22 protein-coding genes are annotated in these 24,665 nt (G+C 35.3%); 6 read left to right on the plus strand and 16 right to left on the minus strand.

The window, feature by feature from the left end; genetic code table 11:
- The first annotated feature begins 450 nt into the window (after positions 1 to 450).
- Positions 451 to 1,905: a DASS family sodium-coupled anion symporter gene (locus WKT09_RS09675; protein WP_340415831.1), complete on the plus strand. Its 1,455-nt coding sequence runs from the start codon at positions 451 to 453 to the stop codon at positions 1,903 to 1,905.
- A 200-nt stretch (positions 1,906 to 2,105) separates the two neighbouring features.
- On the opposite strand, the gene argF is transcribed toward WKT09_RS09675, so the two are convergent.
- Genes argF through argC form a run of 6 tightly spaced genes read right to left on the minus strand, consistent with a single transcriptional unit; the run spans position 2,106 to position 10,464 of the window.
- Positions 2,106 to 3,065: an ornithine carbamoyltransferase gene (gene argF / locus WKT09_RS09680; RefSeq protein ID WP_340415832.1), complete on the minus strand. Its 960-nt coding sequence runs from the start codon at positions 3,063 to 3,065 to the stop codon at positions 2,106 to 2,108.
- Positions 3,062 to 6,211, minus strand: coding sequence for a carbamoyl phosphate synthase large subunit (locus tag WKT09_RS09685; protein ID WP_340415833.1), 3,150 nt, complete (start codon positions 6,209 to 6,211; stop codon positions 3,062 to 3,064). Before WKT09_RS09685 ends, argF begins: the two co-directional genes overlap by 4 nt.
- 33 nt (positions 6,212 to 6,244) lie before the next feature.
- A complete protein-coding gene (locus WKT09_RS09690) occupies positions 6,245 to 7,384 on the minus strand; it encodes an acetylornithine transaminase (protein ID WP_340415834.1) in 1,140 nt (379 codons plus the stop codon).
- Between the two features lie 11 nt (positions 7,385 to 7,395).
- Positions 7,396 to 8,181: an acetylglutamate kinase gene (gene argB / locus WKT09_RS09695; RefSeq protein WP_340415872.1), complete on the minus strand. Its 786-nt coding sequence runs from the start codon at positions 8,179 to 8,181 to the stop codon at positions 7,396 to 7,398.
- 27 nt (positions 8,182 to 8,208) lie between these two features.
- Entirely contained in the window at positions 8,209 to 9,414 is a 1,206-nt protein-coding gene (argJ, locus tag WKT09_RS09700) for a bifunctional ornithine acetyltransferase/N-acetylglutamate synthase (RefSeq protein WP_340415835.1), read from the minus strand.
- 15 nt (positions 9,415 to 9,429) lie between these two features.
- Positions 9,430 to 10,464: an N-acetyl-gamma-glutamyl-phosphate reductase gene (argC, locus tag WKT09_RS09705; RefSeq protein ID WP_340415836.1), complete on the minus strand. Its 1,035-nt coding sequence runs from the start codon at positions 10,462 to 10,464 to the stop codon at positions 9,430 to 9,432.
- Between the two features lie 405 nt (positions 10,465 to 10,869).
- Between argC and WKT09_RS09710 the strand changes: the two genes are divergently transcribed.
- Both WKT09_RS09710 and WKT09_RS09715 read left to right on the plus strand, forming a co-directional pair.
- Positions 10,870 to 11,811, plus strand: a complete 942-nt coding sequence (locus WKT09_RS09710) for an alpha/beta hydrolase (protein ID WP_340415837.1) — start codon at positions 10,870 to 10,872, stop codon at positions 11,809 to 11,811.
- An 11-nt stretch (positions 11,812 to 11,822) separates the two neighbouring features.
- Entirely contained in the window at positions 11,823 to 12,806 is a 984-nt protein-coding gene (locus tag WKT09_RS09715) for an asparaginase (protein WP_340415838.1), read from the plus strand.
- A 482-nt stretch (positions 12,807 to 13,288) separates the two neighbouring features.
- Here WKT09_RS09715 and WKT09_RS09720 read toward each other — a convergent pair whose 3' ends face one another.
- The 4 genes from WKT09_RS09720 to cyoE all read right to left on the minus strand — a co-directional run bounded on the left by WKT09_RS09720 (position 13,289) and on the right by cyoE (position 17,631).
- Complete coding sequence (locus tag WKT09_RS09720) at positions 13,289 to 14,809, minus strand: succinate CoA transferase (protein WP_340415839.1); 1,521 nt, start codon at positions 14,807 to 14,809, stop codon at positions 13,289 to 13,291.
- Between the two features lie 183 nt (positions 14,810 to 14,992).
- The gene (locus WKT09_RS09725; protein ID WP_340415840.1) at positions 14,993 to 15,643 is read right to left on the minus strand and encodes a LytTR family DNA-binding domain-containing protein; all 651 of its coding nucleotides are present in this window, start codon (positions 15,641 to 15,643) and stop codon (positions 14,993 to 14,995) included.
- A 38-nt stretch (positions 15,644 to 15,681) separates the two neighbouring features.
- Positions 15,682 to 16,365, minus strand: coding sequence for a phosphoribosylaminoimidazolesuccinocarboxamide synthase (locus tag WKT09_RS09730; RefSeq protein WP_340415841.1), 684 nt, complete (start codon positions 16,363 to 16,365; stop codon positions 15,682 to 15,684).
- A 369-nt stretch (positions 16,366 to 16,734) separates the two neighbouring features.
- Positions 16,735 to 17,631 (minus strand): heme o synthase, encoded by an 897-nt coding sequence (cyoE, locus tag WKT09_RS09735; protein ID WP_340415842.1) that lies wholly within the window; start codon positions 17,629 to 17,631, stop codon positions 16,735 to 16,737.
- A gap of 153 nt (positions 17,632 to 17,784) precedes the next feature.
- Here cyoE and WKT09_RS09740 point away from each other — a divergent pair, with 153 nt between their 5' ends.
- Both WKT09_RS09740 and WKT09_RS09745 read left to right on the plus strand, forming a co-directional pair.
- The gene (locus tag WKT09_RS09740; protein ID WP_340415843.1) at positions 17,785 to 18,411 is read left to right on the plus strand and encodes a YczE/YyaS/YitT family protein; all 627 of its coding nucleotides are present in this window, start codon (positions 17,785 to 17,787) and stop codon (positions 18,409 to 18,411) included.
- Between the two features lie 104 nt (positions 18,412 to 18,515).
- Entirely contained in the window at positions 18,516 to 19,379 is an 864-nt protein-coding gene (locus WKT09_RS09745; protein ID WP_340415844.1) for a DMT family transporter, read from the plus strand.
- A gap of 93 nt (positions 19,380 to 19,472) precedes the next feature.
- On the opposite strand, the gene WKT09_RS09750 is transcribed toward WKT09_RS09745, so the two are convergent.
- The 6 genes from WKT09_RS09750 to WKT09_RS09775 form a co-directional block, all read right to left on the minus strand.
- Complete coding sequence (locus tag WKT09_RS09750; protein WP_340415846.1) at positions 19,473 to 19,610, minus strand: hypothetical protein; 138 nt, start codon at positions 19,608 to 19,610, stop codon at positions 19,473 to 19,475.
- Positions 19,611 to 19,628: 18 nt separating this feature from the next.
- A complete protein-coding gene (locus WKT09_RS09755) occupies positions 19,629 to 19,805 on the minus strand; it encodes a hypothetical protein (RefSeq protein WP_340415847.1) in 177 nt (58 codons plus the stop codon).
- 23 nt (positions 19,806 to 19,828) lie between these two features.
- On the minus strand, positions 19,829 to 20,005 hold the full coding sequence (locus WKT09_RS09760) for a hypothetical protein (RefSeq protein WP_340415848.1): 177 nt from the start codon (positions 20,003 to 20,005) through the stop codon (positions 19,829 to 19,831).
- A gap of 188 nt (positions 20,006 to 20,193) precedes the next feature.
- Positions 20,194 to 22,233: a TRAP transporter permease gene (locus tag WKT09_RS09765; protein ID WP_340415849.1), complete on the minus strand. Its 2,040-nt coding sequence runs from the start codon at positions 22,231 to 22,233 to the stop codon at positions 20,194 to 20,196.
- Positions 22,226 to 22,750, minus strand: a complete 525-nt coding sequence (locus WKT09_RS09770) for a DUF1850 domain-containing protein (protein ID WP_340415850.1) — start codon at positions 22,748 to 22,750, stop codon at positions 22,226 to 22,228. The genes WKT09_RS09765 and WKT09_RS09770 overlap by 8 nt, the downstream gene beginning before the upstream one ends.
- Positions 22,751 to 22,816: 66 nt before the next feature.
- Entirely contained in the window at positions 22,817 to 23,812 is a 996-nt protein-coding gene (locus tag WKT09_RS09775; RefSeq protein ID WP_340415851.1) for a TAXI family TRAP transporter solute-binding subunit, read from the minus strand.
- A gap of 175 nt (positions 23,813 to 23,987) precedes the next feature.
- Here WKT09_RS09775 and WKT09_RS09780 point away from each other — a divergent pair, with 175 nt between their 5' ends.
- Positions 23,988 to 24,650 carry an HAD family hydrolase gene (locus tag WKT09_RS09780; protein WP_340415852.1) on the plus strand — a complete coding sequence of 221 codons (663 nt, stop codon included), beginning with the start codon at positions 23,988 to 23,990 and terminating at the stop codon, positions 24,648 to 24,650.
- Positions 24,651 to 24,665: the final 15 nt, after the last annotated feature.

Here is a 24,665-nt window from a genome sequence, read left to right on the forward strand (position 1 = left end):
TTTAGTACGTGGCTTCTTTATTTTGACTATTACGTATTCATTTTTTATTTTACTTTAAAATTCGTAGATTACATCTTATTTTCCAGTTAAAACTTGTATAGCTTCAACGTAGTATTTAATGTCTTTTACTAAATGTTCCAAACGGGAATAAAATATCATCGTTCACAATCTCAGTTAGGATAGAAATCTTTTCCCTAGATAAACATAAGTTCGAACAATCGTCCGAACACTAATTGGAAATCATATTGTGCCGTATTAATTAATGCACTTCGGGTAAAATTCAGTCACGATAACAAGTAATTCGTTCATCAATTTTAAATAATTTGTCACAATAATAAGTGTTTTATCGTGTTTAGCAAGGGGTATAATTTTACTGTCATTATCAAATGAATATAAACAAGCGGATGATCATGTAATTGATTTAGAAATTCATTATTGGAGGGAAAACACATGAATAAAAAAAAGAGTTTTGCATTAATTGCAGCTTTTGTAGTGCTTGTCATTATTGTTTTATTACCTAACCCCGAGTCACTTCCTGTTGCAGGTCAACGGGCACTTGCCGTATTAGCATTTGCTGTTATTTTATGGGTAACAGAAGCAGTGTCATATCCAGTAAGTGCCATATTTATCGTAGCACTATTAACAGTGCTAGTAGGACTTGCTCCAGATATGGAAAATCCAGCTGAACTCCTTGGTACAAAAGATGCGTTAGTCATGTCAATTGGAGGATTCAGTTCAACAGCACTTTTATTGGTTGCCGGAGCGCTTGTACTAGCAACAGCGATGGAGCTAACTGGTTTACATAAACGAATTGCACTTTACATTATGTCAAAAGTAGGAACCGCACCAGGTAGACTTGTCATTGGAACTATTTTGGTTAGCTTTGTATTAGCGTTATTTGTTCCAAGTGCAACTGCTCGTGCAGGTACGTTAGTTCCTATTTTATTAGGAATGACTGCAGCATTTGGTTTAGCAAAAGACAGCAAATTATCTGCCCTGCTGATGATTACCGCCGTACAGTCCATTTCTATTTGGAATATTGGAATTAAAACAGCCGCCGCCCAAAACATGGTTGCTTTAGGATTTATGGAATCAGAATTTGGGATTGACTTCTCATGGGGAGCTTGGTTCCTATATGCAGCACCTTGGGCAATAATCATGTCTGTTGTGTTATACTTCGTCATGACAAGATTAATTAAAATCGACGAATCCAATTTAGAAGGAAAAGGCGATATAAAAGAGCAATTAAAAGCATTAGGTGCGATGACAATAAAAGAAAAACGACTTATTATTGTGTCCCTTTTTTTATTATTTTTCTGGTCCACAGAAGGGATCATTCATCCATTTGATTCAACGACCGTAACAATTATTGCATTAGCATATATGTTCATACCAAAAATAGGGATTTTTTCTTGGGCGGAGGTACAACCTAAAATAGCGTGGGGAACACTTATTGTCTTTGCCACAGGTATTTCAATGGGACAAGTGTTACTCGCAACTAACGGGGCATCTTGGTTATCGGAAAAATCATTTGAAGCAATTGGTCTAACTACTATGCCGTTAGTAATGATGATTGCTGTTTTAGCACTGTTTAATATTTTAATTCACTTAGGTTTTGCAAGTGCAACCAGTTTGGCATCTGCTTTTATTCCAATTGTAATTGCACTAGTCGTCGGTATGGGAGAAACAGCATTCAATGGACCAGGGCTAGTATTAATTATGCAGTTCGTTATCAGTTTTGGTTTCTTACTACCTATCAATGCACCACAAAATATGTTGGCATACGGTACCGGAGCGTTTACAACCAAACAATTTCTTAAGTCAGGGATCCCTATTACCATTATCGGTTATTTATTAATTATCCTATTTAGTGCAACATATTGGCAATGGATCGGTTTATTATAAAATCGTAACAGAAATTGGACGAGGTAAATTTTGATTGTATGTGCATCCTTTCATAAAGGCTGCACATACAATTGAACATCCCTTGTCCTTTTCATTGTCTACGCTATACCACCGTAAATAGCACTGTGGTAGGGAGTACCTTTATAGCCTTTAAAAAAGGACAAAACGAAAAAGTTTTGTCCTTCATTTCATATTTGATATTAAACGATCGCAGCCAAAATAGCCTTTTGTGCGTGGAGTCGGTTCTCAGCTTGGTCAAAAACGATAGAGTTTTTTCCATCAATGACAGAAGCTGTTACTTCTTCTTCACGGATTGCTGGTAAACAATGCATGAATAAATAATCGTCTTTCGCATGTGCGACAAGTGCATCATTTACTTGATAATTAGCAAACTCTTTAACACGTGCTTCTTTGTCACCTTCCCAACCCATACTCGCCCAAACATCTGTGTAAATAATATCTGCATCTTTTACCGCTTCTACAGGATCATATGTTTGAACGACTGTTGCATTATTATTTGCAGCTATTTCTTTTGCCTCTTGTAATACTTTTTCACTTACTTCATTTCCTTTTGGTACAGCGACATAGCAGTCGATGCCCATCGTTGCACACCCCATCATTAATGAATGTGTCATATTATTGCCATCGCCAATATAGGCAAATTTCAATCCAGAAAATGTACCTTTTTTCTCATAAATGGTGACTAAATCAGCTAATACTTGGCATGGATGTGCATCATCTGTTAAACCATTAATAATCGGAATGGATGCATGTTCTGCTAACTCTTCAACGATATCATGACCAAAAGTACGAATCATGATACAATCCACAAATCTCGATAATACTTTTGCAGTATCATGAATGGTTTCGCCGTTTCCTAGCTGCATGTCTCGCGAACTTAAAAATTGTGCGTGCCCACCTAATTGGAACATGCCCGTTTCAAAAGAGACACGTGTTCTCGTTGAGGACTTTTCAAAAATCATCGCTAACGTTTTTCCTTTTAAATAATGATGTTCTTCGCCATTTTTCTGCGCAGTTTTTAGTTCTAATGCGAATTCGATTAACGCAGTAAGTTCCTCCTTCGTAAAATCGCTAATTTGTAGAAAATCTCTACCTTTTAATTGTTGAATGGTTTTTTTTGCTGTTTTTACTGCACTCATTGTAACACCACTTCCTTTACATTCGTTCCTTCTTCTTGTTGTAATGCCCACACCTCTGGACAGTTATTTTCCATTTGCAAAAATGCTTCTAAAGTTGCTTCACTTGATAACACGAGAACATTATATTCAATCGCACGTTCACGTAATACACTATTCTCTTCATTACTAAATAAAACGATGGATGTTTGCTCTTTCAACCAATTTTCAACTGTTTCAAATGAAACATCTTCTTCAAATTCGACAGTTGTCATTGATCCATTTTGTATTAATGTTTCCATATCAATTGTTTCTATTGGTGACGCGATATATAACTCTTTACCAGTTTGTTGGAATGTATTTTCTAACTGTTCATTCCAAATAAATGCTTTACGCAAACTTTCACCGTACGTTTTCCCAATAGCAATAATTTCTCCTGTCGATTTCATTTCTGGTACGAGAATAGGATCGACCCCAGGTAATTTTTGTGATGAAAAAACAGGAGCTTTCAACGTGTAAAATTTATTTTCACGTAATATTTTTTCATCTCCAACGAGTGATTGTAAGGATGTACCTAGTAATAATTTTGTCGCTAACTCGATCATATTCACTCCCGTTACTTTACTAATTACTGGAACGGTTCTTGACGCACGTGGATTCACTTCTAACACATATAAAACACCGTCATATAAAACGAATTGAATATTAAAAATCCCTTTAAACGTAATGCCTTGTGCTATTTTTTCTGCATATTGTACAACTAATTGTTTCGTTGTTTCATCTAGTGTAATAGGTGGTGTCACTGCCATACTATCCCCTGAATGGACACCTGCTTTTTCAATATGTTCAAAAATCGCTGGGATAAAAATATTTTCTCCATCTGTCACGACGTCCACTTCTATTTCTTTCCCTGGATAAAATGCATCTATTAAAATGGGATATGATGTAGTTCCTTGTAAATAATAATGGACATATTTTTTCAATGCTTTTTCATTTTCAATAGTTGCCATTCCTTGCCCACCAATTACATAGGATGGGCGCACTAAAACGGGATAACCAATTTCAGCTGCTTTCTCATATAATTCTGTTTCATCTTTCGCAATCAATCCTGGAATATGTGGGATATCAAGTTGTTGGACATATTGGTAAAATAAATCACGATCTTCTAACGTATCAATTGTTTCCATAGATGAACCGAGAATATGGACACCATATGCTTCTAGTCCTTCCACTAAATTAATCGCTGTTTGCCCTCCAAATTGAACAATTACCTTATTCGTTCCCTCTCGTTGCATCACTCGATAAACATCTTCTGCTGTTAACGGTTCAATATACAGTTTATCGGCAAATTCATAGTCTGTACTTACAGTAGAAGGGTTATTATTAATTAAAATGGTTTCATAGCCTAACATTTGCAATGCTTTTACTCCTTGTACAGAGCAATAATCAAATTCAACCCCTTGCCCAATACGAATTGGGCCACTTCCGACGATAACGACCTTTTCTTTTTTCTCTATAATTTCATCTGTATCGTCCGCTTGCCACGTTGCATAATAATATAATGCTTCTTCATCTTCTTGTTCAGAAAAAGCTCGCACAGCATCATAAACTGGTGTAATTGCTAATTCTTTCCGTTTATTTGCAACTGCTTGAACGGACACATTCCACCATGTTGCTAATTGTTCATCTAAAAATCCGGCTTGCTTCCATGCTAGCAATTGTTCTTTCTCCACCATCTCCATGGTACTTGTTTTTGCTTTTTCCTCTAATACGACTAACGTTTCCATCGCTTGTAAGAAATAGTTATCGATTTTTGTCGCTGCATGGATTGCCGTAATGGGAACACCACGACGAATTAGCTCTAATAATACAAAAAAGCGACGATCATCCGTATGATGAACGAGTTTTTTTAATTGAATCGTATCATAATGTTCTATGCTTTGTAGGGTTAATCCATCCATTTTTAATTCAAGCGATCGAATTGCTTTATGCAAGCTAGCAATGATTGTTTTTTCAATAGCCATGACTTCCCCTGTCGCTTTCATTTGTGTGCCTAATTTACGGTCTGCTGTTACAAACTTTTCAAATGGCCAGCTCGGGAACTTCACCACTGTATAATCTAACACTGGTTCATATTTTTCCAATGTTACCTTTCTTTGTGCATCAAAAATTTCATCTAATGTATACCCAATGCTTAATTTCGTTGCAATTTTAGCAATTGGATAGCCTGTTGCTTTAGATGCCAGTGCGCTTGAACGGCTTACACGCGGGTTAATTTCAATAACAATATAATTTTTCGTTAATGGATCAAATGCTAATTGCACATTACATGCCCCAATAATACCAATTGCACGGACGATTTTTAAAGATGCTGCTTTCAGTTTTTCAATATCTCGTTGTTGCAATGTTTGAATCGGGCTTACGACAACAGAATCTCCTGTATGAACTCCAACAGGATCAATATTTTCCATATGACAAACGACGACCGCTTGGTCTTTTTTATCACGAACTACTTCCATTTCAATTTCTTTCCAACCAGCAATACTTTTTTCAATCAAACATTGCCCAATTGGGCTCGCACGTAGTCCACGTGTCATAAATGTCGTAAATGCATTTTCACCTTTAGCAATTCCTCCTCCAGAACCACCTAAAGTGTATGCCGGACGAACAATTATTGGATATCCCACTTCATTTGTAAATGCCAAACCATCTTCTAATGTTTCAACAATGGCACTTTCTGGAATCGGCTCATCAATCTTTTGCATTAATGTACGGAATTTTTCTCGGTCTTCCCCTTCCATAATTGCTTCAATAGGAGTACCAAGCACTTCGATATGATATTTTTCAAAAATATTTTGTTCGTATAAAGAAAAAGCTAAATTTAATCCTGTTTGGCCGCTAACAGACACGAGCATTGCGTCTGGCTGTTCCTTCTCGATGATTGCAACAATACTTTTTATCGTTAAAGGTTCGAAATATACTTTATGTGCAATATGTTCATCTGTCATAATTGTTGCTGGATTATTGTTAAGTAAAACGACCTCGTATCCTTCTTCCTTTAATGTTAAGCAAGCTTGTGTCCCTGCATAATCAAATTCTGCTGCTTGCCCAATCGTAATAGGCCCAGAACCGATTACTAATATTTTGTTCATGTCTGTTTTCTTAGGCATAAAAATAGCCTCCCCGTATTTTGAAACTGTCTATTAAAATGTCGCTAATGTTTCTTTTAGTAGTTCAATCGCTTCGTCCATTTGCGCTTCTGTCACAATAAGCGGTGGTAACAGTCGAACGACCGTATCACCTGCAAGTAAAACGAGCAATCCTTTATCTAATAACTGTGTCACGATAGGAGCAACACTTTTATGACAATCGATACCGACCATCATTCCTTTTTGACGAATTGCTTGGACAGATGCCAATGGTGCGATTTCTTTTTCCAATTTTTCTTGTAAATATGTTGCTTTCGCTTCCACTTCATCTATAAACGTATCTTCAAATACTATCTGTAATACCGCATTTGCAGAAGCCATTGCAAGTGGATTTCCACCAAAGGTAGAACCGTGCGATCCAGGACCAAAATCGTCTTTATAAGCTGCTTTAGCAACCATCGCACCTACTGGTAATCCATTTCCTAACCCTTTTGCTAATGTGAAAATATCTGGTTCAATTTGATAATGTTCAAAACCGAATTTCTTTCCAGTACGTCCAATGCCAGTTTGAATTTCATCGACGATCAGCAATATATTGTTTTCCTTACATAATGTTGCTACACCTTCCATAAATTCATGGTCTGCTGGGTGTACTCCACCTTCTCCTTGCACAACTTCGACCATGACAGCAGCGGTATTTTCATCGATTAATTGTTCTACAGATGCTAGATTATTAAATGTTGCATACGCAAATTTTTCCAACATTGTCCCAAAACCTTCACGTACTTTTTCTTGTCCTGTCGCAGCCATTGTTGCAAACGTTCGTCCGTGGAATGATTGTTGGAATGTAATAATTTTTTCTTTTCCTGTTGCTTTGCGTGCCAATTTAATTGCTGCTTCATTTGCTTCTGCACCACTATTACAGAAGAACACATAATCTCCATGACTATGTGTCGTAATTTGTGCTGCTACTTTTGATTGAATTGGGTTTTCATATAAATTAGATGTGTGCCAATATAAATGTAACTGCTTTTCAACTGCCTTTTGTACAATTGGATGACAATGGCCTAAATTACATACTCCGATACCTGAGCCAAAGTCTAAATACGTTTTCCCATGTATATCTGTTATTTCAGCACCTGTCGCACTTTGTACAGATAATGGAAATCTATTATATGTCGGAAACAATGCCATTTTTATCTCTCCTACGCTGTTACGACCGCTATTTTAGTATTTTTTATCGTCGTCCCTGCTAATGTATTTTTATTTTTCATCTTTGATTTTTTCCCATTTACAATCATCACTTCTGAAACATTATGTTTTAATCCTTTCATTGCTGCTTTTACTTTCGGAATCATCCCACCGAAAATCGTATTATTTTGGATTAGTTTTTCTACTGTTTCAGTTGTCACTTCTTCTAATAATTCTCCATCTTGTAAGATACCTGGTACATCTGTCACAAAAATTAATTGTTTCGCATTTAATGCAGCTGCAACTGCACCTGCTGCTGTATCTGCATTAATATTATATTTATTTCCGTCTTTTCCATATGCAATTGGCGAAATGACTGGAACGATATTTTTGCTCATTAAATCATGGAGTACTTCTACATTTACATTGCTCACTTCACCAACTAACCCATATTTGTCATAATCTAGTGGTGTCGCTTCGAGTACATTCATGTCTGCACCTGAAATACCGACAGCATTAATGCTATGGTCATTTAAACGGCGGGACAATGTTGGATTTACGCTACCTGTTAAAACCATTTCTACCACATCCATCATCTCATCCGTTGTTTTTCGTAGTCCATCAATAAATTCAAACTGTAGATTTAATTTTTCTAACATACTTTGAATAGCTGGACCACCTCCATGAACGATTACCGGATGAACTCCTTGGTTGATTAACGATTGCACATTATCAAAAAAACTATCTGATAGTTCATCGATCGAACTACCTCCACATTTTAATACGATAATATTATCCAACATTTTTATTTTTCCCCTTTCTATGTTTTACGTTCTATAACTCGCATTTATTTTCACGTAATCATATGTGAGGTCACATCCCCACGCTTTTCCATTAGCATTTCCTTTATGAATATTTACTTGGATGACAATATGTTCATTTTGTAAGTATGCTGTTGCTGCTTCCTCTGAGAATGGAAGAGGTTCACTATTCTGTAATAATGGAATAGAACCGATTTTCATATCAATTGTTTCTGGATGAATGTCTACTCCACTATAGCCGACCGCTGCAATGACTCTCCCCCAGTTTGCATCATTTCCATATACCATTGTTTTTACTAGGGAAGATCCGACAATCGCTTTTGCAATCTTTTTAGCATCTTCTTCTGTCTCCGCACCTTGTACCTCTACCTCAATTAACTTTGTTGCCCCTTCTCCATCTTGAGCAATTTTTTTCGCTAAGTCTTCACATGTTTTCGTAAGTATTGTTACGAATGTTGACCAATCTTCATGTGCATTTGTTAATGGCTCATTTTCTTGTAGTCCACTCGCTAATACGATAACCATATCATTTGTCGACGTGTCACCATCTACTGTAATACAATTAAATGTTTTATCTACTGCTTCTTTTAATGCTATATCCAACCATTCACCTGAAATGTTTGCATCTGTCGTAATGAAACCTAGCATCGTTCCCATATTAGGCTCAATCATCCCTGAACCTTTTGCAGCGCCTGCCATCGTAATCGTCTTTCCATCGATCGTCGTTTCATAACAAGTACTTTTTGAAAAAGTGTCTGTCGTTAAAATTGCTTCTCCAAAGTCTGTTGCACTTTCAGTTTGATTATTTATGATTAAATTTGGGATGTTCGTTGTAATTTTCTCCATCGGTAAATATTCACCGATCACACCTGTAGATGCCACTGCTACATGTTCTTGTTGAACATGAAATGTATCTGCTGTTACTTTTTGCATTTCATATGCATCTTGCATCCCTTGATTTCCTGTACAAGCATTTGCATTGCCGCTATTTACAATAACCGCTTGAATTTTATTCGCTTTTTTCACCGTTTCCTTCGTTACCGTAATCGGTGCTGCTTGGATTTGATTTAATGTATAAACTGCTGCAGCATCTGCGACCGTATCACAAACGATGACCCCCAAATCTTTTCGCTTCCTTTTTAATCCTGCATGGATTCCAGCTGTTTGAAATCCTTTCGGTGTTGTAATATTTCCATTCTTTATATATTTCATTGTCATTACTCCTTATTACGGAAATAATGGCATAAAGTCTATTCCTTCATGTTCATCAAATCCGAGCATTTTATTCATATTTTGTACCGCTTGCCCTGAAGCACCTTTTACTAAATTATCGATAACAGAAACGACCGTAATTCGTTTCGTTCGTTCATCATATGCAACTGCAATGTCGCAAAAATTTGAGCCAGATACTTCCTTTGTACTCGGAAACCTTCCTTCTTGAATACGTATAAAATGATTATCTTTGTATTGTTTCTGAAATAACTCTGTTAATTCCTTCGTTGTAGTTGACTCTTTCGCTGTTAAGTACATCGTCGCCATAATTCCTCTTGTCATAGGTGCTAAATGTGTAGTGAATGTTACTGGACCGATGTTAGCATTCCAGTTTTGTAATTGTTCTTCGATTTCTGGTGTATGTTGATGTTCATGTACTTTATATATTTTCAAGTTGTCATTTATCTCTGGAAAATGGGTACCTTGCGATGCATTTTTTCCTGCTCCACTTACACCTGTTTTCGCATCGATAATAATCATATTTTCATCAATGATTCCTTCTTTTACTAAAGGTGCTAAACCGAGCAGCACCGCTGTTGGAAAACATCCAGGATTTGCAATGAGATTCGCTTTTTGTAAATCTTCTTCTACCCATTCTGTTAATCCATATACTGATTGATTTAATTTCTCTTGTTCTGCAGCATGTATTTTGTACCATTCTTTATATATTTCACGATTTTTTATTCGAAAATCTCCTGATAAATCTATCACCTTCACACCTTTTTCTACTAATACTGGAGCAATATTCTTCGCTACCCCTGAAGGTGTTGCAGTAAATACAATATCTACTTCTTTCGCTAATTGATCTAAATCTGCTTCTTCTAATGTATCTTGTATAAAATGTTGCATATGAGGAAAAACCGTACTTAGTTTTTCACCATGCATACTTGTTGCATGAATCGAGTGAATAGATACTTTAGGATGTCGGTGTAAAATTCGTACTAATTCAGCTCCACCATATCCCGTTGCTCCAATAACTGCTACTTTCATTTCATATCCACTCTCCTAATTATTTTTCGTAACAAATACTATTATACAGTGTATAAAAATAAAATCAATAGTATATTTATAAGTTTTTTCATTATTTTTAATAATTTTATACATATTTATGGAAACATCACTTTCTATTTATGCAATATAGTTGTATAAATATACCGATTTATTCATTTTCAATTTTTTGTGAATACCTGTATGATAAAGGTAGCGAAAGAAATTGGTAATTTAAACCGAATAAGTTGAATGAAATATTTGCAAACATAGTTAGTGGTATATGCGGAAATACTGAAAGTAGAATCGAAGTATACTTAAAATGAGTTGCAACCTGCTTTACAAATACTTTCATTTCTTCCTACACTAACGAACATTATTGCTTTTCCAAACGAGGAGGAATTCTATATGATTCGTACAAATTATGATTTCATCACATCAGATGGGACAACTATCAACACGTTCAAATGGGAAAATGAGCATCAGTCTCCAAAAGCGATTATTCAGATCGCCCATGGTATGGCAGAACATATTTTACGCTATGACCATTTCGCAACCTTTTTAACCGAAAATAACTATACTGTTATCGGAAATGACCATCGTGGACATGGTGGGAACATCATTGCTCCTGACGACAAAGGTTATTTTGCGGATGAGGATGGTTTCCATCGTGTTACTTCAGATATGCACGAACTAACACAAAAGATAAAACAAGACTATCCAAATATACCAATCATTTTATTTGGTCATAGTATGGGGTCATTTTTATCAAGACGTTACATACAATTGTATGGAAATGAAATCGATGGGGTTATTTTATGTGGAACAGGTGGAGATCAAGGAATTATTGGCAAAATTGGAGAAATCATCGCTAAAATGGAAAAACGAAGAATTGGTCGCCGGACACCAAGTAAGTTAATGGATAAATTAATTTTTGGCAATTACAACAAACATTATAACCATCCTAAAACGTCATTCGACTTTTTAAGCCGGGATGAAACAGTAGTAAATCAATATATAGAAGATGAATATTGTGGATTTATTTGTACTAGTGGATTTTTCGCGGATTTATTACACGGCATCAACACCATCCATAAAAGAAAAGAGATTGAAAAAACACCTAAAGACTTATCGATATACTTCATCGCTGGTGATGCTGATCCTGTTGGCAACCATGGAAAAGGCGTTAAAAAAGCGTATGAATACTACAAAGCTATCGGTTGTACAGATGTAAAACTAACATTATATCACGGGGCACGTCATGAGTTAATTAACGAAACACATAAAGATGATGTATATAATGATGTATTAACATGGTTGGAACATACTGTTTCGGAACATACTAATTAGGAGGCTCACGTATGAAAAAGATTAAAGTAATTGAGTTAGGTGGAACCATTTCTGCCGCTGGTGAAGATCGATTAGATTTTAAAGATTATACGTCAGGAATATATACTGGCGAAACGTATTTAAAAGACATCCCAGAATTATCATCGATTGCTAACGTTTCTTTTGAATCTTTTCTTCGTGTAAGTAGTACGGCTATTCAAACAGAACATTGGATCCAACTTAGAAATAAAATTCAACACGATATCCAATTATATGATGGAATTGTTCTAACACATGGGACTAACACGATTGAGGAGACTGCTTATTTCCTTCATTTAACTGTCGATACAGATAAACCAATTGTCGTTGTTGGTTCCCAACGTCCTTACAGCGCTATTAGTTCCGATGCACATGCTAACTTATTACAAGCCGTCCGTGTAGCGGCAAGTGATGAAGTAAAAGGATATGGAGTACTCGTCGTTTTAAATGATGAAATCAATTGCGCCCGGGAAGTAACAAAAACAAATACATATCGTTTAGAAACATTCCATTCCGGTCAATTAGGTTATTTAGGGTTTATCGATCCCGACAAAAAGGTTCATATGTATCGAAGGCCTGTAAAAAAGCATACATATGAATCTGAATTTTCAAAACTTGAATTCGATACATTTAAAAATGTAGAAATCATATACTCCTATGCCGGTGCATCGGGCCATTTAATTGATTATATTATTGCATCCAAATATTTTTCTGGTATCGTCACAGCTGGAACTGGGGCTGGTTTAGTTTCCCCTGATGAACTTGATTCATTACGAAATGCAACCAAAGAAGGAATGTTTATCGTTCGAAGTAGTCGGGTTGGAAATGGACGTGTGATGGATGTTGCTCCATACAGAGATGATGCATTCATCCATGCAGATAATTTATTGCCACAAAAAGCTAGAATCTTATTAATGCTCGCCTTAACAACTTATACAACCGTAAAAGACATTCAACAAGTATTCGACCAATACTAATATACATAATCACGTCTATAAGAATCAATTTTTGCATCTGGACTCTTACAAATTATGTTTACATATTATTTTCTGTATTTTTTGTTCATCCAATACATAATATACACGCTACAAATTATCCTTTCCGTGGGTCATGCGTCTACGAACTTAGTAAGTTTGCTATCGCGAACTTACTAGGTGAATTTACAGCTGTTGCTTTCCTTCGTGAGTCTACATATTATTTTTCCACTATTATGCTTCCTTACTTTTAATGTTATAAAATAATTCCGAATGCATTCTCTTTATGTTGATGATTTCATATTATTTTCCATCTAACCATTTAACTCCAAAGGCATTACGCTTAATCATCTTTATTTGATTTCCCCACCATTATTATAAAGCTATGAAACAAAAAACGGTCATGTTTATCTTTTTTTGATAAACATGACCATTTTTCATGATAAGAGACTCGTTTTGCCTGAACCTCTTTCGTTGGAATAAAATTAGTTTTTCACTTTGTCATCTAATAACATTGTTCCATTTTCTTTTAAGTTTGTATGCCATGAGAATGCTTTATCTAACATATGTGGAGTATGTCCACCTACTTTTTCAATTGCTTCCTCAAGGTAATCTAATAACTGCTGCTTATATTTAGGATTCGCACAGTTTTCGATAATTTTTCTAGCACGCTTTACAGGAGGTAATCCACGAATGTCTGCATAACCTTGCTCTGTAACGATAACGTCCACATCGTGCTCTGTATGGTCTACGTGAGATACGAATGGAACAATGGTTGAAATGTCTCCACCTTTAGCAAGAGATGAAGTAACAAAAATTGTAATACGTGCGTTACGTGCAAAATCTCCTGATCCACCGATACCGTTCATAACACGTGTACCACTTACATGTGTAGAGTTTACGTTTCCATAAATATCAACTTCGATTGGAGTATTGAATGAAATAACACCTAATCGACGAATAATCTCTGGATGGTTCGAAACTTCTTGTGGTCGGAATACGATTTGCTCTTTATATTTAGCTAAATCCTCTCCTAATGATTCCACACGTTTTTTCGATAATGAGAATGCTGTTGCAGATGCAAACTTAACAACTCCAGCATCAATTAAATCGAAAATACCGTCTTGTAAAACTTCTGAGTATACTTCGATATCTTTAAACTGTGAATCTTTCATTCCACTTAATACAGCATTCGCTACAGAACCAACACCTGACTGAAGCGGAGCTAATGATTTTGGTAAACGGCCAGCTTCTACTTCTCCAGCGAAAAAGTCTAATAAGTTGTCCGCGATTTGTTGTGTTTCTTCGTTTGGTTCGAATAATGGAGAAGGAATATCTGGTTGCTCAGATAAAACGATCCCTTTTACTTTTGCAGGATCTACTTTAATTCCAACTTCACCAATACGCTCTCCAGTACTATATAAAGGAATTTCACGGCGTTTACCTTGTTCTTCTAATACATAAATATCGTGTAAACCTTCATACTCTTTCGGAGCATTTAAGTTTAATTCTACGATAACGTTTTCAGCTTTTTCAATGAAAATTGGAGAGTTACCAACAGAACCAGTCGGAATAATTAATCCATCTTCTGTAATAGCTGCTGCTTCAATAACAGCATAATCAATATTCCCTAAAGTACCTTTACGTACTTCTTCAGCTGTATGAGATAAATGTTGATCAATGTAAAACATTTCACCAGCATTAATACTTTTACGCATTACAGCATTTCCTTGATAAGGAACACGTAAGTTAACAATTCCAGCTTCTGCCATTGATTGGTCAGCAGTTGGCCCTAATGAAGCCCCAGTATATAAGTTTACTTTGAAATCTTCTTTCTTTCCACGCTCTGATAAAGCTAATGGGAACTCTTTCGGCTCACCGAATAATGTGAATCCACTAAATCCTAAATTCATACCATCTTCAATCCATGAAGCTGCTTCCTCAGCAGATACAACTTTGTCTAAAAAATCTTTATTTCTAATCTTTTGGCTTAAATCAACGCTCATGAAAAATCACCTCTTAAAATATTATTTACATTTTGTATATATTTTAACAATTTCCAGCCTAACATTCATGTGTTTTTGCATGAAAGGGCTTTAATTTATACTGAGCTACAATTATTATGACACTAAATGCATTGAAAGTCCACTATCATCATCATCCTTTACACACCAACAACTAAAGCGTTTTCAAAAATCGAGTAATTGACGAAATCTTTTGGAGTAGCTTTGACTTACAGGCACTCTTTCTTCGTTTGACATTTTTAATATAAAAGTGGAATGTGAATCAGGATGAATTTCTTTTATTTGATGTAAATTAACAATGTAGGATCGATGACAACGTAGAAAGTTTTCCGCAGGTAATTTTGCCTCTACTTCTGTTAAATTGTTACGATGTGTGCCCTTATAAGCGATGGAAGAAATAGATGTTTTTCGATTGTATGCTTCCAAATAAACGATATCATCTAAATGAATTGGCACCCAGCGGTCTTTCGTTCGAACCGTGATATATGGTAAATAAAGGGTAGTAGCATGTAATGGATAAATAGCTGTCATAGCTCCAACGATTTCTTTTCCGATAAAAATCGGTTCTGAAATTGCCCGATAGGACATATGTATTCCTTCGTGTTCAATCACTTCCTTCACACGATATCCTTTATCCATTGCCTCTTTTGTAATCGATTTTGTCGGTAATAAATCACCAGGCTTTATTTGTAAATCTAAATGAACACTCGGTTCATAGTACAAATATTTTTGTCGATCAGCAATAATGATAGAGTCCGCATTTGGAAATAAGCGAAAATAATTGCGCAAAACTGTTTGGACAGTTTGTTTATCCATTACATCCACCCCCTATTCATATACATAGCTTTCTCATCTTAAAATAGGTATGTTTCTAATTGCAATGGCTCAATATACGTTCCATTTTTATCATAGACACGCATATTTCCGCCAGAAATTTCATCAATTAACATAATTTCCTTCGTCTCTTTATTACGCCCGAATTCTAATTTTATATCAAATAATTCTAATCCTTTATCTGCTAATGTTTCTTTAACGATTTGTGAAATTTCCTTCGTTAAAGTTACAATTTGATCATATTCATCTTCTGTCACAACATGTAACATTGTTAAAGCTTCTTTCGAAATGGGAGGGTCACCGCGTTCATCGTCTTTAATTGTTATTTCAACAAACCTATCTAACGCTTGCCCTTCTTCACAAAGTGCTGCATAACGACGATAAAAGCTACCAACTGCACGATAACGACAAATCACTTCTAACCCATTACCGAACATTTCCGCATCCTTTACGATCATTGCAACATCATCAAAATTCGTTTTAATATAATGGGTTGGAATATTTCTTTCTCGTAATTTCTCGAAAAAGTATGTCGTCATTTTTAAACCTGATTTTCCAACTCCATCAATAGTTAATCCTACCGTATTGGCACCTGGATCAAATACTCCATCTTCGCCAGTAACATCGTCCTTAAACATTAGTTGAATATTTCCATCTTCAAGCTTGTACACATCTTTTGTTTTTCCTTGATAAATTAGCTCCATCTGTTAATTCCTTTCTGAAAACAGTTGTATAGTTTTAGTATAAGTCTTTTTGAATAATTTTAAAAGACAAAAAAGGATGTAACAGACTAACGCTAAAATAATTGCAACCAAATTTAAAATGATTAATAGTGTAAGTAAACTATCAAACTGTGCAACAAAAAATTTGAATAACATTTGCTTCATGACTACCTTTTCATTCTTAAAACGACTAATGCTCTTTTTCATGAGCAATTTTCACTAATTTCTTTACATAAGAATACAATATTTTGTTTGTACAATTTCCCATAAAAAAACAGCCCTGTTTATCTTTTCCTGATAAACATGACTGTTTTCCAAATGAGAAACTTAGTCGTTCGAACCTCATCTATTTTATAACGTAATAAAAATCATTAATCCAAAAACAATACTTAAATATGTTAAAGAAAAATAGAACATTGAATTGGCATAGCGAATATCATCTTTTCTAAACAATCCACGAATCGCCATGCATAACCAAATAATATTTAATACGGACATCACAATAACGAAAAATGTGCCTAATGAAGTTAAAAATAATGGTAATGGTAAAAGTGCTGCAATATATACTGCATTTTGACGCTTTGTTACTTCAAAACCATATGCTACTGGTAACATCGGTACACCGGCAGCCTTGTAATCATCATGGCGGCGCATCGCAATCGCAAATGTATGTGGAATTTGCCATATAAATAAGATGATAAATAATACAATCGGTACGATATGATACGCAGAAGAAATCGTCGCCCAACCAATTAATGGTGTAACTGCTCCAGATACACTTCCAACAACTGTATTCAGTGTATAACGACGCTTCGTCCAAAATGTATACAACACTACATACGTAAACCAACCAATAAAGGCATATATAAATGCTTCAAACGTTGTAAATAGTAAAATAACATGTCCTAACACAGAACTAACAATTCCTAATGTTAATACTGTTTTCATAGAGAAATTCCCTGTTACTGTAGGTCTTTCTTTCGTTCTATCCATTTTCTTATCTAAATCTACTTCATACCAATTATTCAAAATTAACGCACCAGACATTACTAATGTGCCACCAATTGTCATAAAGATAAATTTGTCTAAATGATCAAGAAAAGATTCATTATTAAAATAAAGGGCTAACCAAAAACCACTTAAAATCGGTAATATATTTGCAAGCAAGACAATACCTTTTACCAGTGCCTTTAAATCTCGCAATACAGTTCCGATACTTTGTTTTTCCATATTATAATTAGTAGACATACTCAACCTCGTACACCTCTTTAATAGTCAATAACTCAATTATACACATTATTATAGCACGAAGAAACTTTTTAGCTATGTTGAATTATTACATATTTAAGACATTTTCTTTTATAGTAAAGATGAGTCGTATTAATATGAAGGAGAATGCATATGACATTACTTAAAAAGGGACTGCATTTTTATTTATTCGGCCTCCTTATTCTAACTTTAGGGATTGCTTTATCCGTTCTTTCTCTATTAGGAACATCACCATTCGATGCACTTTTAGTAGGATTATTCCGAACTTTCGGATTAACGATTGGAAGTTGGGAAATCGTTGTAGGTACATCAATGGTTCTCGGAAATGCTTTGTTCGATCAAAAACGCCCTGAATATTTCGCGCTCATTACATCTTTTATCACTGGAATTGGGATCGATAGTTGGCTATTCATTTTAGAATATATATACATTCCTCATGGGCTAGGTGGGCAAATTGTTTATTTACTACTCGGTATTCTCTTAACAGGAATCGGTGTGGCTTTTTATTTACAATCCGAAATTGCTCCAAATCCAATGGATCGCTCCATGATGATTTTATCCAATAGACTAAATTGGTCTGTCACGAAATCACGTGCCATTATGAATGTGCTTCTCGTTATTATTGCTTTTTTATTCGGTGGTGCAATCGGGATTGGAACACTCATTAATGCGTTTGTAGTCGGATGGATTATTTCCCTTTTATTACCTTGGACAAGTAAATTAAGAAATTCTAATTTGGATCAGACATCATTTGATTGAAATAAAACACAATGAATATAGATGTTTTTCGTTTCATCTCATTCCTTTTTTCAGAATTTTCCGTTAAGATGTAATATATATGTTTCTTAATAAAGGAGCTTGCAATGAATAAATACGTATACGCACTACTCGTCGTCGCAACAACTTCATTAATGGGTTCTGCATTTGCAATTGGTAAAATTGGCCTCGCTTATGCATCACCAATCTTACTTGTCGCCCTCCGCTTTACTATTGCTGGAATTGTCATGGGCATTGCTGTCATAATTTTAAAAAAGCCCCATCCAAAGACGTTGTACGATTGGGGACAAATTTTTATAATCGGATTTTTTCAAACAGCTGGAGTGATGGGGTGTATTTTCGTTAGTTTGGAAACGATTACAGCCGGAGAATCGTCGATTTTAACCTTTATGAATCCATTGCTCGTCATTATTTTCGGAACTATTTTTTTACGTTTATCTTATCGGCGATTACAATGGTTCGGGGTCGTTCTAGGATTCATCGGTGTGTTCATTACTTTTGGAGCGCATGTCTCTATTAAAACAGGAACATTACTCGGTTTTCTCTCTGCCGTATCATGGGCTATCGGGACGTTACTAATTAAAACATGGGGAGCTAAATTTAATGTGTGGGTATTGACTGCCTATCAAATGCTCTTCGGTGGTATCATTTTATTTTTAGCTAGTTTTATTTTAGAAGAGCCTTTTTTCGTCGTGAATAGTTCTTCTCTCTTTATTCTTTTATGGTTAGCAATTATGGCATCTGTCGTTCAATTTGCAATATGGTTTTACTTACTTTCTATTGGTGATCCAGGTAAAACGAGTGCATTTTTATTTTTATCTCCATTCTTCGGTGTTTTATCCGGTTGGATACTATTACAAGAGCCTATTTATTGGTATGTCGCATTAGGTGGCGTCTTTATATTTGCAGGTATTTTCTTTGCAAACTGGACACCAAAACAAACATATTAACGTTCTGCTTAAAGTGGGAGTAGTAAGTATCTACTCTGTCCTTTATAAAAGGATAAAAAATGAGCTTCCAGTCAAATGCTGAAAGCTCATTTTTTAAAGATGTGTAAATCCTCGAATGATGGAACGAATAAATCGGATTGGTAAAGAAAGTATTTCCACAATTTCCACTGTCCACTCTACCTTATCTAGAAAACTTATTTTCTTTTTATTTTTCTTATTTTTTTTACCCACATATCATACTCCTTCATCTTAAATTTCAATTTCATCAATCAACTCTACCGCTTCAAATATTCCTGTCTCACTATTATACTCCATACGATACACTGATTCAAACTCACGAAGTCCTTCTTTTTCTACTCCCGTAATATAAAATTGTTGGCGGATTGTGACGTCATATTGTTCTCCAGAAGATAATACTTCTGTCATTACGACTTTTCCACCTTCATATGTTAACTCCACACCACGTGCTTGATTATCTTTAATGTTATATCATCTTTCTCAATAAATGGTGCGAATAAATCTAAATTTAGTAAAGTAATCAACTCATCTTCACTTATTGCTTCATTTTGACATCCGTATAATACTACACTGCTAATAATAAGAATGCTTGCCAATAATTTCTTCATATTTTCCTCCATCAAGATAGTATTGTTATATTACATTTTATGAAATCTTACATTATTTTCAAAAGAAATGAAAATTTTATAACGAAAACATTCCAGCGAAACTTACAAAAATTAAAAAAATCATAAAAAAGAAGGCCCCTCACGTAATATCACGAGTGAGACCTTCTGTCTTTTTTTATATCAACTTATTAAGCTGATTGTGGTGTTGCTTTGTTCCCCTTCATTTTTGTGAATTGGAAGATTAACATGAGTGCGAAAATCACTACTCCGATAATATCTGTATATGTTCCAGGGTACATTAATGCAACCCCACCAACTAAGGAGATTAGTCTACCGAACCAGTTTAATTTCACATACCAATAACCTATCATCGAAGCACCAATTGCGATCATTCCTGCTATCGCTGTAATTAAAATTAAGACGATTTCAAAGAAGTTCGTATCAATCATTAATAAAGCTGGCTGTAATACGAACATATATGGAATGATAAAGGCTGCAATCGCTAATTTCGAAGCATTCACTCCGGTCTGAATCGGACTTCCCCCGGAAATACCGGTGGCTGCAAAGGCCGCTAATGCTACCGGTGGTGTAATATCCGCTACAATACCAAAGTAGAATACAAACATATGTGCAGCTAAAATTTCAATCGATACAGGTAAAGCTTCATTTAAAGCAATAATTGCCGGTAATGCAATGGTAGATGTAATAATATAGTTCGCAGTCGTTGGCGATCCCATCCCTAAAATTAACGATGTAATCATCGTAAAGATCAAGGTTAACATTAACTGCATCTGCACATTTGTTGAAATAGATGCTGCCATACTAACTAAACTGTTCCCCATTTTTAAACCTAAACCTGTTTTTGTTACAACTCCTACAATAATCCCAGCACACGCTGTTGCTGCCGCTACACCTAAAGCAGTTCTCGCCCCTGAAGTTAAAGCTTCAATAAAACGAGAAAAATTAATACGTGTTTCTTTCAACGGTAAACTAACGATAATAGTAGATAAAATACCGTATAAAGCTGTTCTTTCAATACTTAAGCCTTGGAATAATAATATAACGATAATAATAATCGGTAATAATAAATGAATCTTTTTAAATACCGTCGATTTTTTCGGAATTTGATCTGCTGGAAGCCCATGTAAACCTAACTTTTTCGCTTCCAAGTGTGTCATAATCCAAATTCCAGCAAAATATAATATCGCTGGAATTAATGCTGCTTTCGCAATATCCCAATATGGCACACCAGCAAATTCAATCATTAAGAATGCCGCAGCACCCATGATTGGTGGCATAATTTGCCCACCTGTTGATGCAGCCGCTTCGACCGCACCAGCGAAGTTACGATGGTATCCTAAACGTTTCATCATTGGAATCGTATAGGAACCTGTTGTAACTGTATTTGCAACAGAACTTCCTGAAATGGTCCCTTGTAATGCACTTGAGAAAATAGCAACTTTCGCTGGTCCACCTGTACGTTTTCCAGCAATTGTAATCGCTAAGTCGTTAAAGTAGTTTCCTACACCTGTTTGAACTAAAAACGCTCCAAATAGTAAAAATAAGAAAATATACGTAGAAGATACTTGAAGTGGTGTACCTAAAATACCTTCTGTCGTAAAGAACATTGAATCAACTAATTGGTGTAACGTTAATCCTCGGTGCGCGAACATCCCAGGCATATGTGGCCCAAAATAAGCGTATAACAAAAATACGGATGCGATAATCATAATTGGTAATCCAACCGCACGTCGTGAAGCTTCTAACACAAGTAAAATCGCGATTCCACCAATAACCAATTGTGCATCTGATATCGTCCCTACTTGTTGCACTAAAGTATCATAATACATTGGCCAGTAGCCACAAACGATAATCGCTAATAAAATTAAAATCATATCATACCATGGTACACTATTTTTAACTGTCTTTCTTCGCGCTGGGAATAATAAGAAAATAAGTACAAGCGCAAATCCTAAGTGTACAGTACGTTGAATATATGCTGTATACTGTCCAAACGCTCCTGTATATAACTGGAATAAGGAGAAAGAAATTAATAGGCCGAATACAATCCATGATGCAATCCCAGTTAAACTACGTGTATTCGATTCAGCATCAAATTTCTTCAATAATTCCTCTTGTTCTTCTGCACTAAGCTCAGTAGCACCTTCTGTTTCATTATTTTCCTTTTCTTCTAGCTCTTTTTCTTTGTTGTCATTTGATTCAGTCATGAATCTTCACCTCTTTCCACGCTCTAAATAATGATATATGTTCAACCTTTACGGTATACCAGTTTCCAGGCTCAAAAAAGTCATTGAATAAAACAGTATGTTTATCGCCGGTTTTGTCATACCAAGTAAAGCGATGTTCCGATACTGTTTTCCCATTACGTATTTTCATGTCATCAAATACGTTGTTCAAATTTTTTATATGATATTTTCCATCTTCGTAAAAAAATTCTTCTTCCTCTTCTACCGTCGATGGCATTCCTATTCCAAACTCTTCAAATACAATTTCATGTTGCTCTATTTTACTTTCTGATGTGATTCGATATTTTTCCACCACATCTGTTAAATGAATAGAATGAACAAATGTAATATGAAAGTGTTGATCCTCAAATGTAGGCATATAAGCAGCAATATTTTCACTATTTTTTTCATAGAAAATCAACACTTGTTTTTGTGGTATAAATATAAAAATAATTGCAATCAAACATATCATTACGATAAAACTTACAATCTTTTTCAACAAAACCAACACCTATAGGGGAGAAAAAGGCTGGTGATGTGTAACCACCAGCCTTTCTTTTAATTTTTATTCAATCTCTAAACCTTGCTCTTCGTAGTATTTCTTCGCACCTGGATGTAAATCAAAGCCGATTCCATCAAGTGCTGAATCTAATGAAATGAACTCAGATTTTGCGTGAGCAATATCATCTGTATTTTCATAGATTGCTTTTGTAATGTCATAAACTGCATCCTCAGAAATATCATCTTTAACAACGATCATTGCCATTACAGCAACTGTTTCGACGTCTGATTCTAATCCATACGTACCTTCTTCAATTGTATCATTTGCATAGTATGGATATTTTTCAATTAACTCTTCCGCTTTATCAGCTTCAATTGGTAATACGTTTACTTCAGCAGTAGCTTGTAATTCTTCTACCGCTCCAGTTGGTGTTCCTGCTGTAATGAATGCAGCATCGATATTTCCATCTTTAATTCCACCTGCTGATTCACCAAAGTCTAAGTTTTGTGCATCAATATCATCCATCGTTAAACCATGGATTTCTAAAATTTGTTCAGCGTTTACATAAGTACCTGATCCTGGTGCTCCAACCGATACTTTTTTACCTTTTAAGTCTTCTACAGACTCAATACCAGATTTTTTAGTCGTTACAATCTGAATTGTTTCAGGATATAAAGAACCTACTGCTAATACAGTATCAACTGGCTCCCCTTCAAATGCATTTTCCCCTGCAACAGCATCTGATGCAACATCTGTCTGTGTAAATGCAATTTCAGCTTCGCCATCACGTAATGCGATAATATTATCTGCTGATGCGTTAGAAGATAATGCGTCTGTTTGAATACCTGTTTCATCTGTAATAATTTTGGCAATAGCTCCACCTAATGGATAGTAGGTACCACTCGTTCCACCAGTTAGGAAACTTAAGAAATCTGGTGTTTCCCCACCAGCATTATTTCCTCCATTGTTTCCACCATCATTCGAATTTCCACCACATGCAACTAGAACGAGTGAAAGCGCGAACAATAATAATATTGTAAATAGTGAACGTTTTTTCATGTAATGTTTCCCCCTTTATATAAACTTATTGTATTACTAAAATAACAGTATTCTCAATTAAAATCAACTATTTTGTAATAGCTTACAAGATTGTTATGACAGATATGATATCGGTTTCTTGCAATACGCTATTTTCATGTGTATTCTTAACATATTATATAAAAAAGGTGATAAAATGAACATTGCAATTTTCGATTTTGATGGCACTTTATATAAGAAGGAAACCTTTCCACTATTAATGAAACATTTAAAACATCATCCTATTTACAAAAAACGATACCGTTCTTTTTTCTCAGCTGCATTACTTCCTTATTTAGCTTATAAATGTAAATTATATAAAGAAGATAAAATGAAATATAACATGATGCAATCTTATCTTAATGCGTTTCAAGGACTGACGACGGAAGAAGTCCATCATTTTTTTAAGACGGTAGCAGAAAAAATGATTCCTGACATCAATACAACTGTAAAAAGCCGATTAGAACAACATGCAAAGGATGGCATGGAAATTTATATCGTTTCTGGGGCATTTACACCATTAGTTGAATATGTTACAAAAGACTTACCGGTATCTCATATCATTGCAACGAATATTCCGTATAAAAATGGGGTATACCATTCAACAGAACCGATTACACATGTACATGGCATAACAAAATGCCACCTCATCCAAAAAGCATTAAAAGGTAAACATGTTCAATGGAATGACAGTATATCCTATGCAGATAGTTACTCTGACATACCGATTCTTGAACTTGTCGGAAAACCTATTTGTGTCCACCCAGATGATACTCTACAAATCGTTGCAAAGCAAAATGGGTGGGAAATTTTAGATTAATATTTTATAAAGGAG

The organism is Pseudogracilibacillus sp. ICA-222130, from assembly GCF_037892545.1.
Taxonomy (GTDB): Bacteria; Bacillota; Bacilli; order Bacillales; family Amphibacillaceae; genus Pseudogracilibacillus.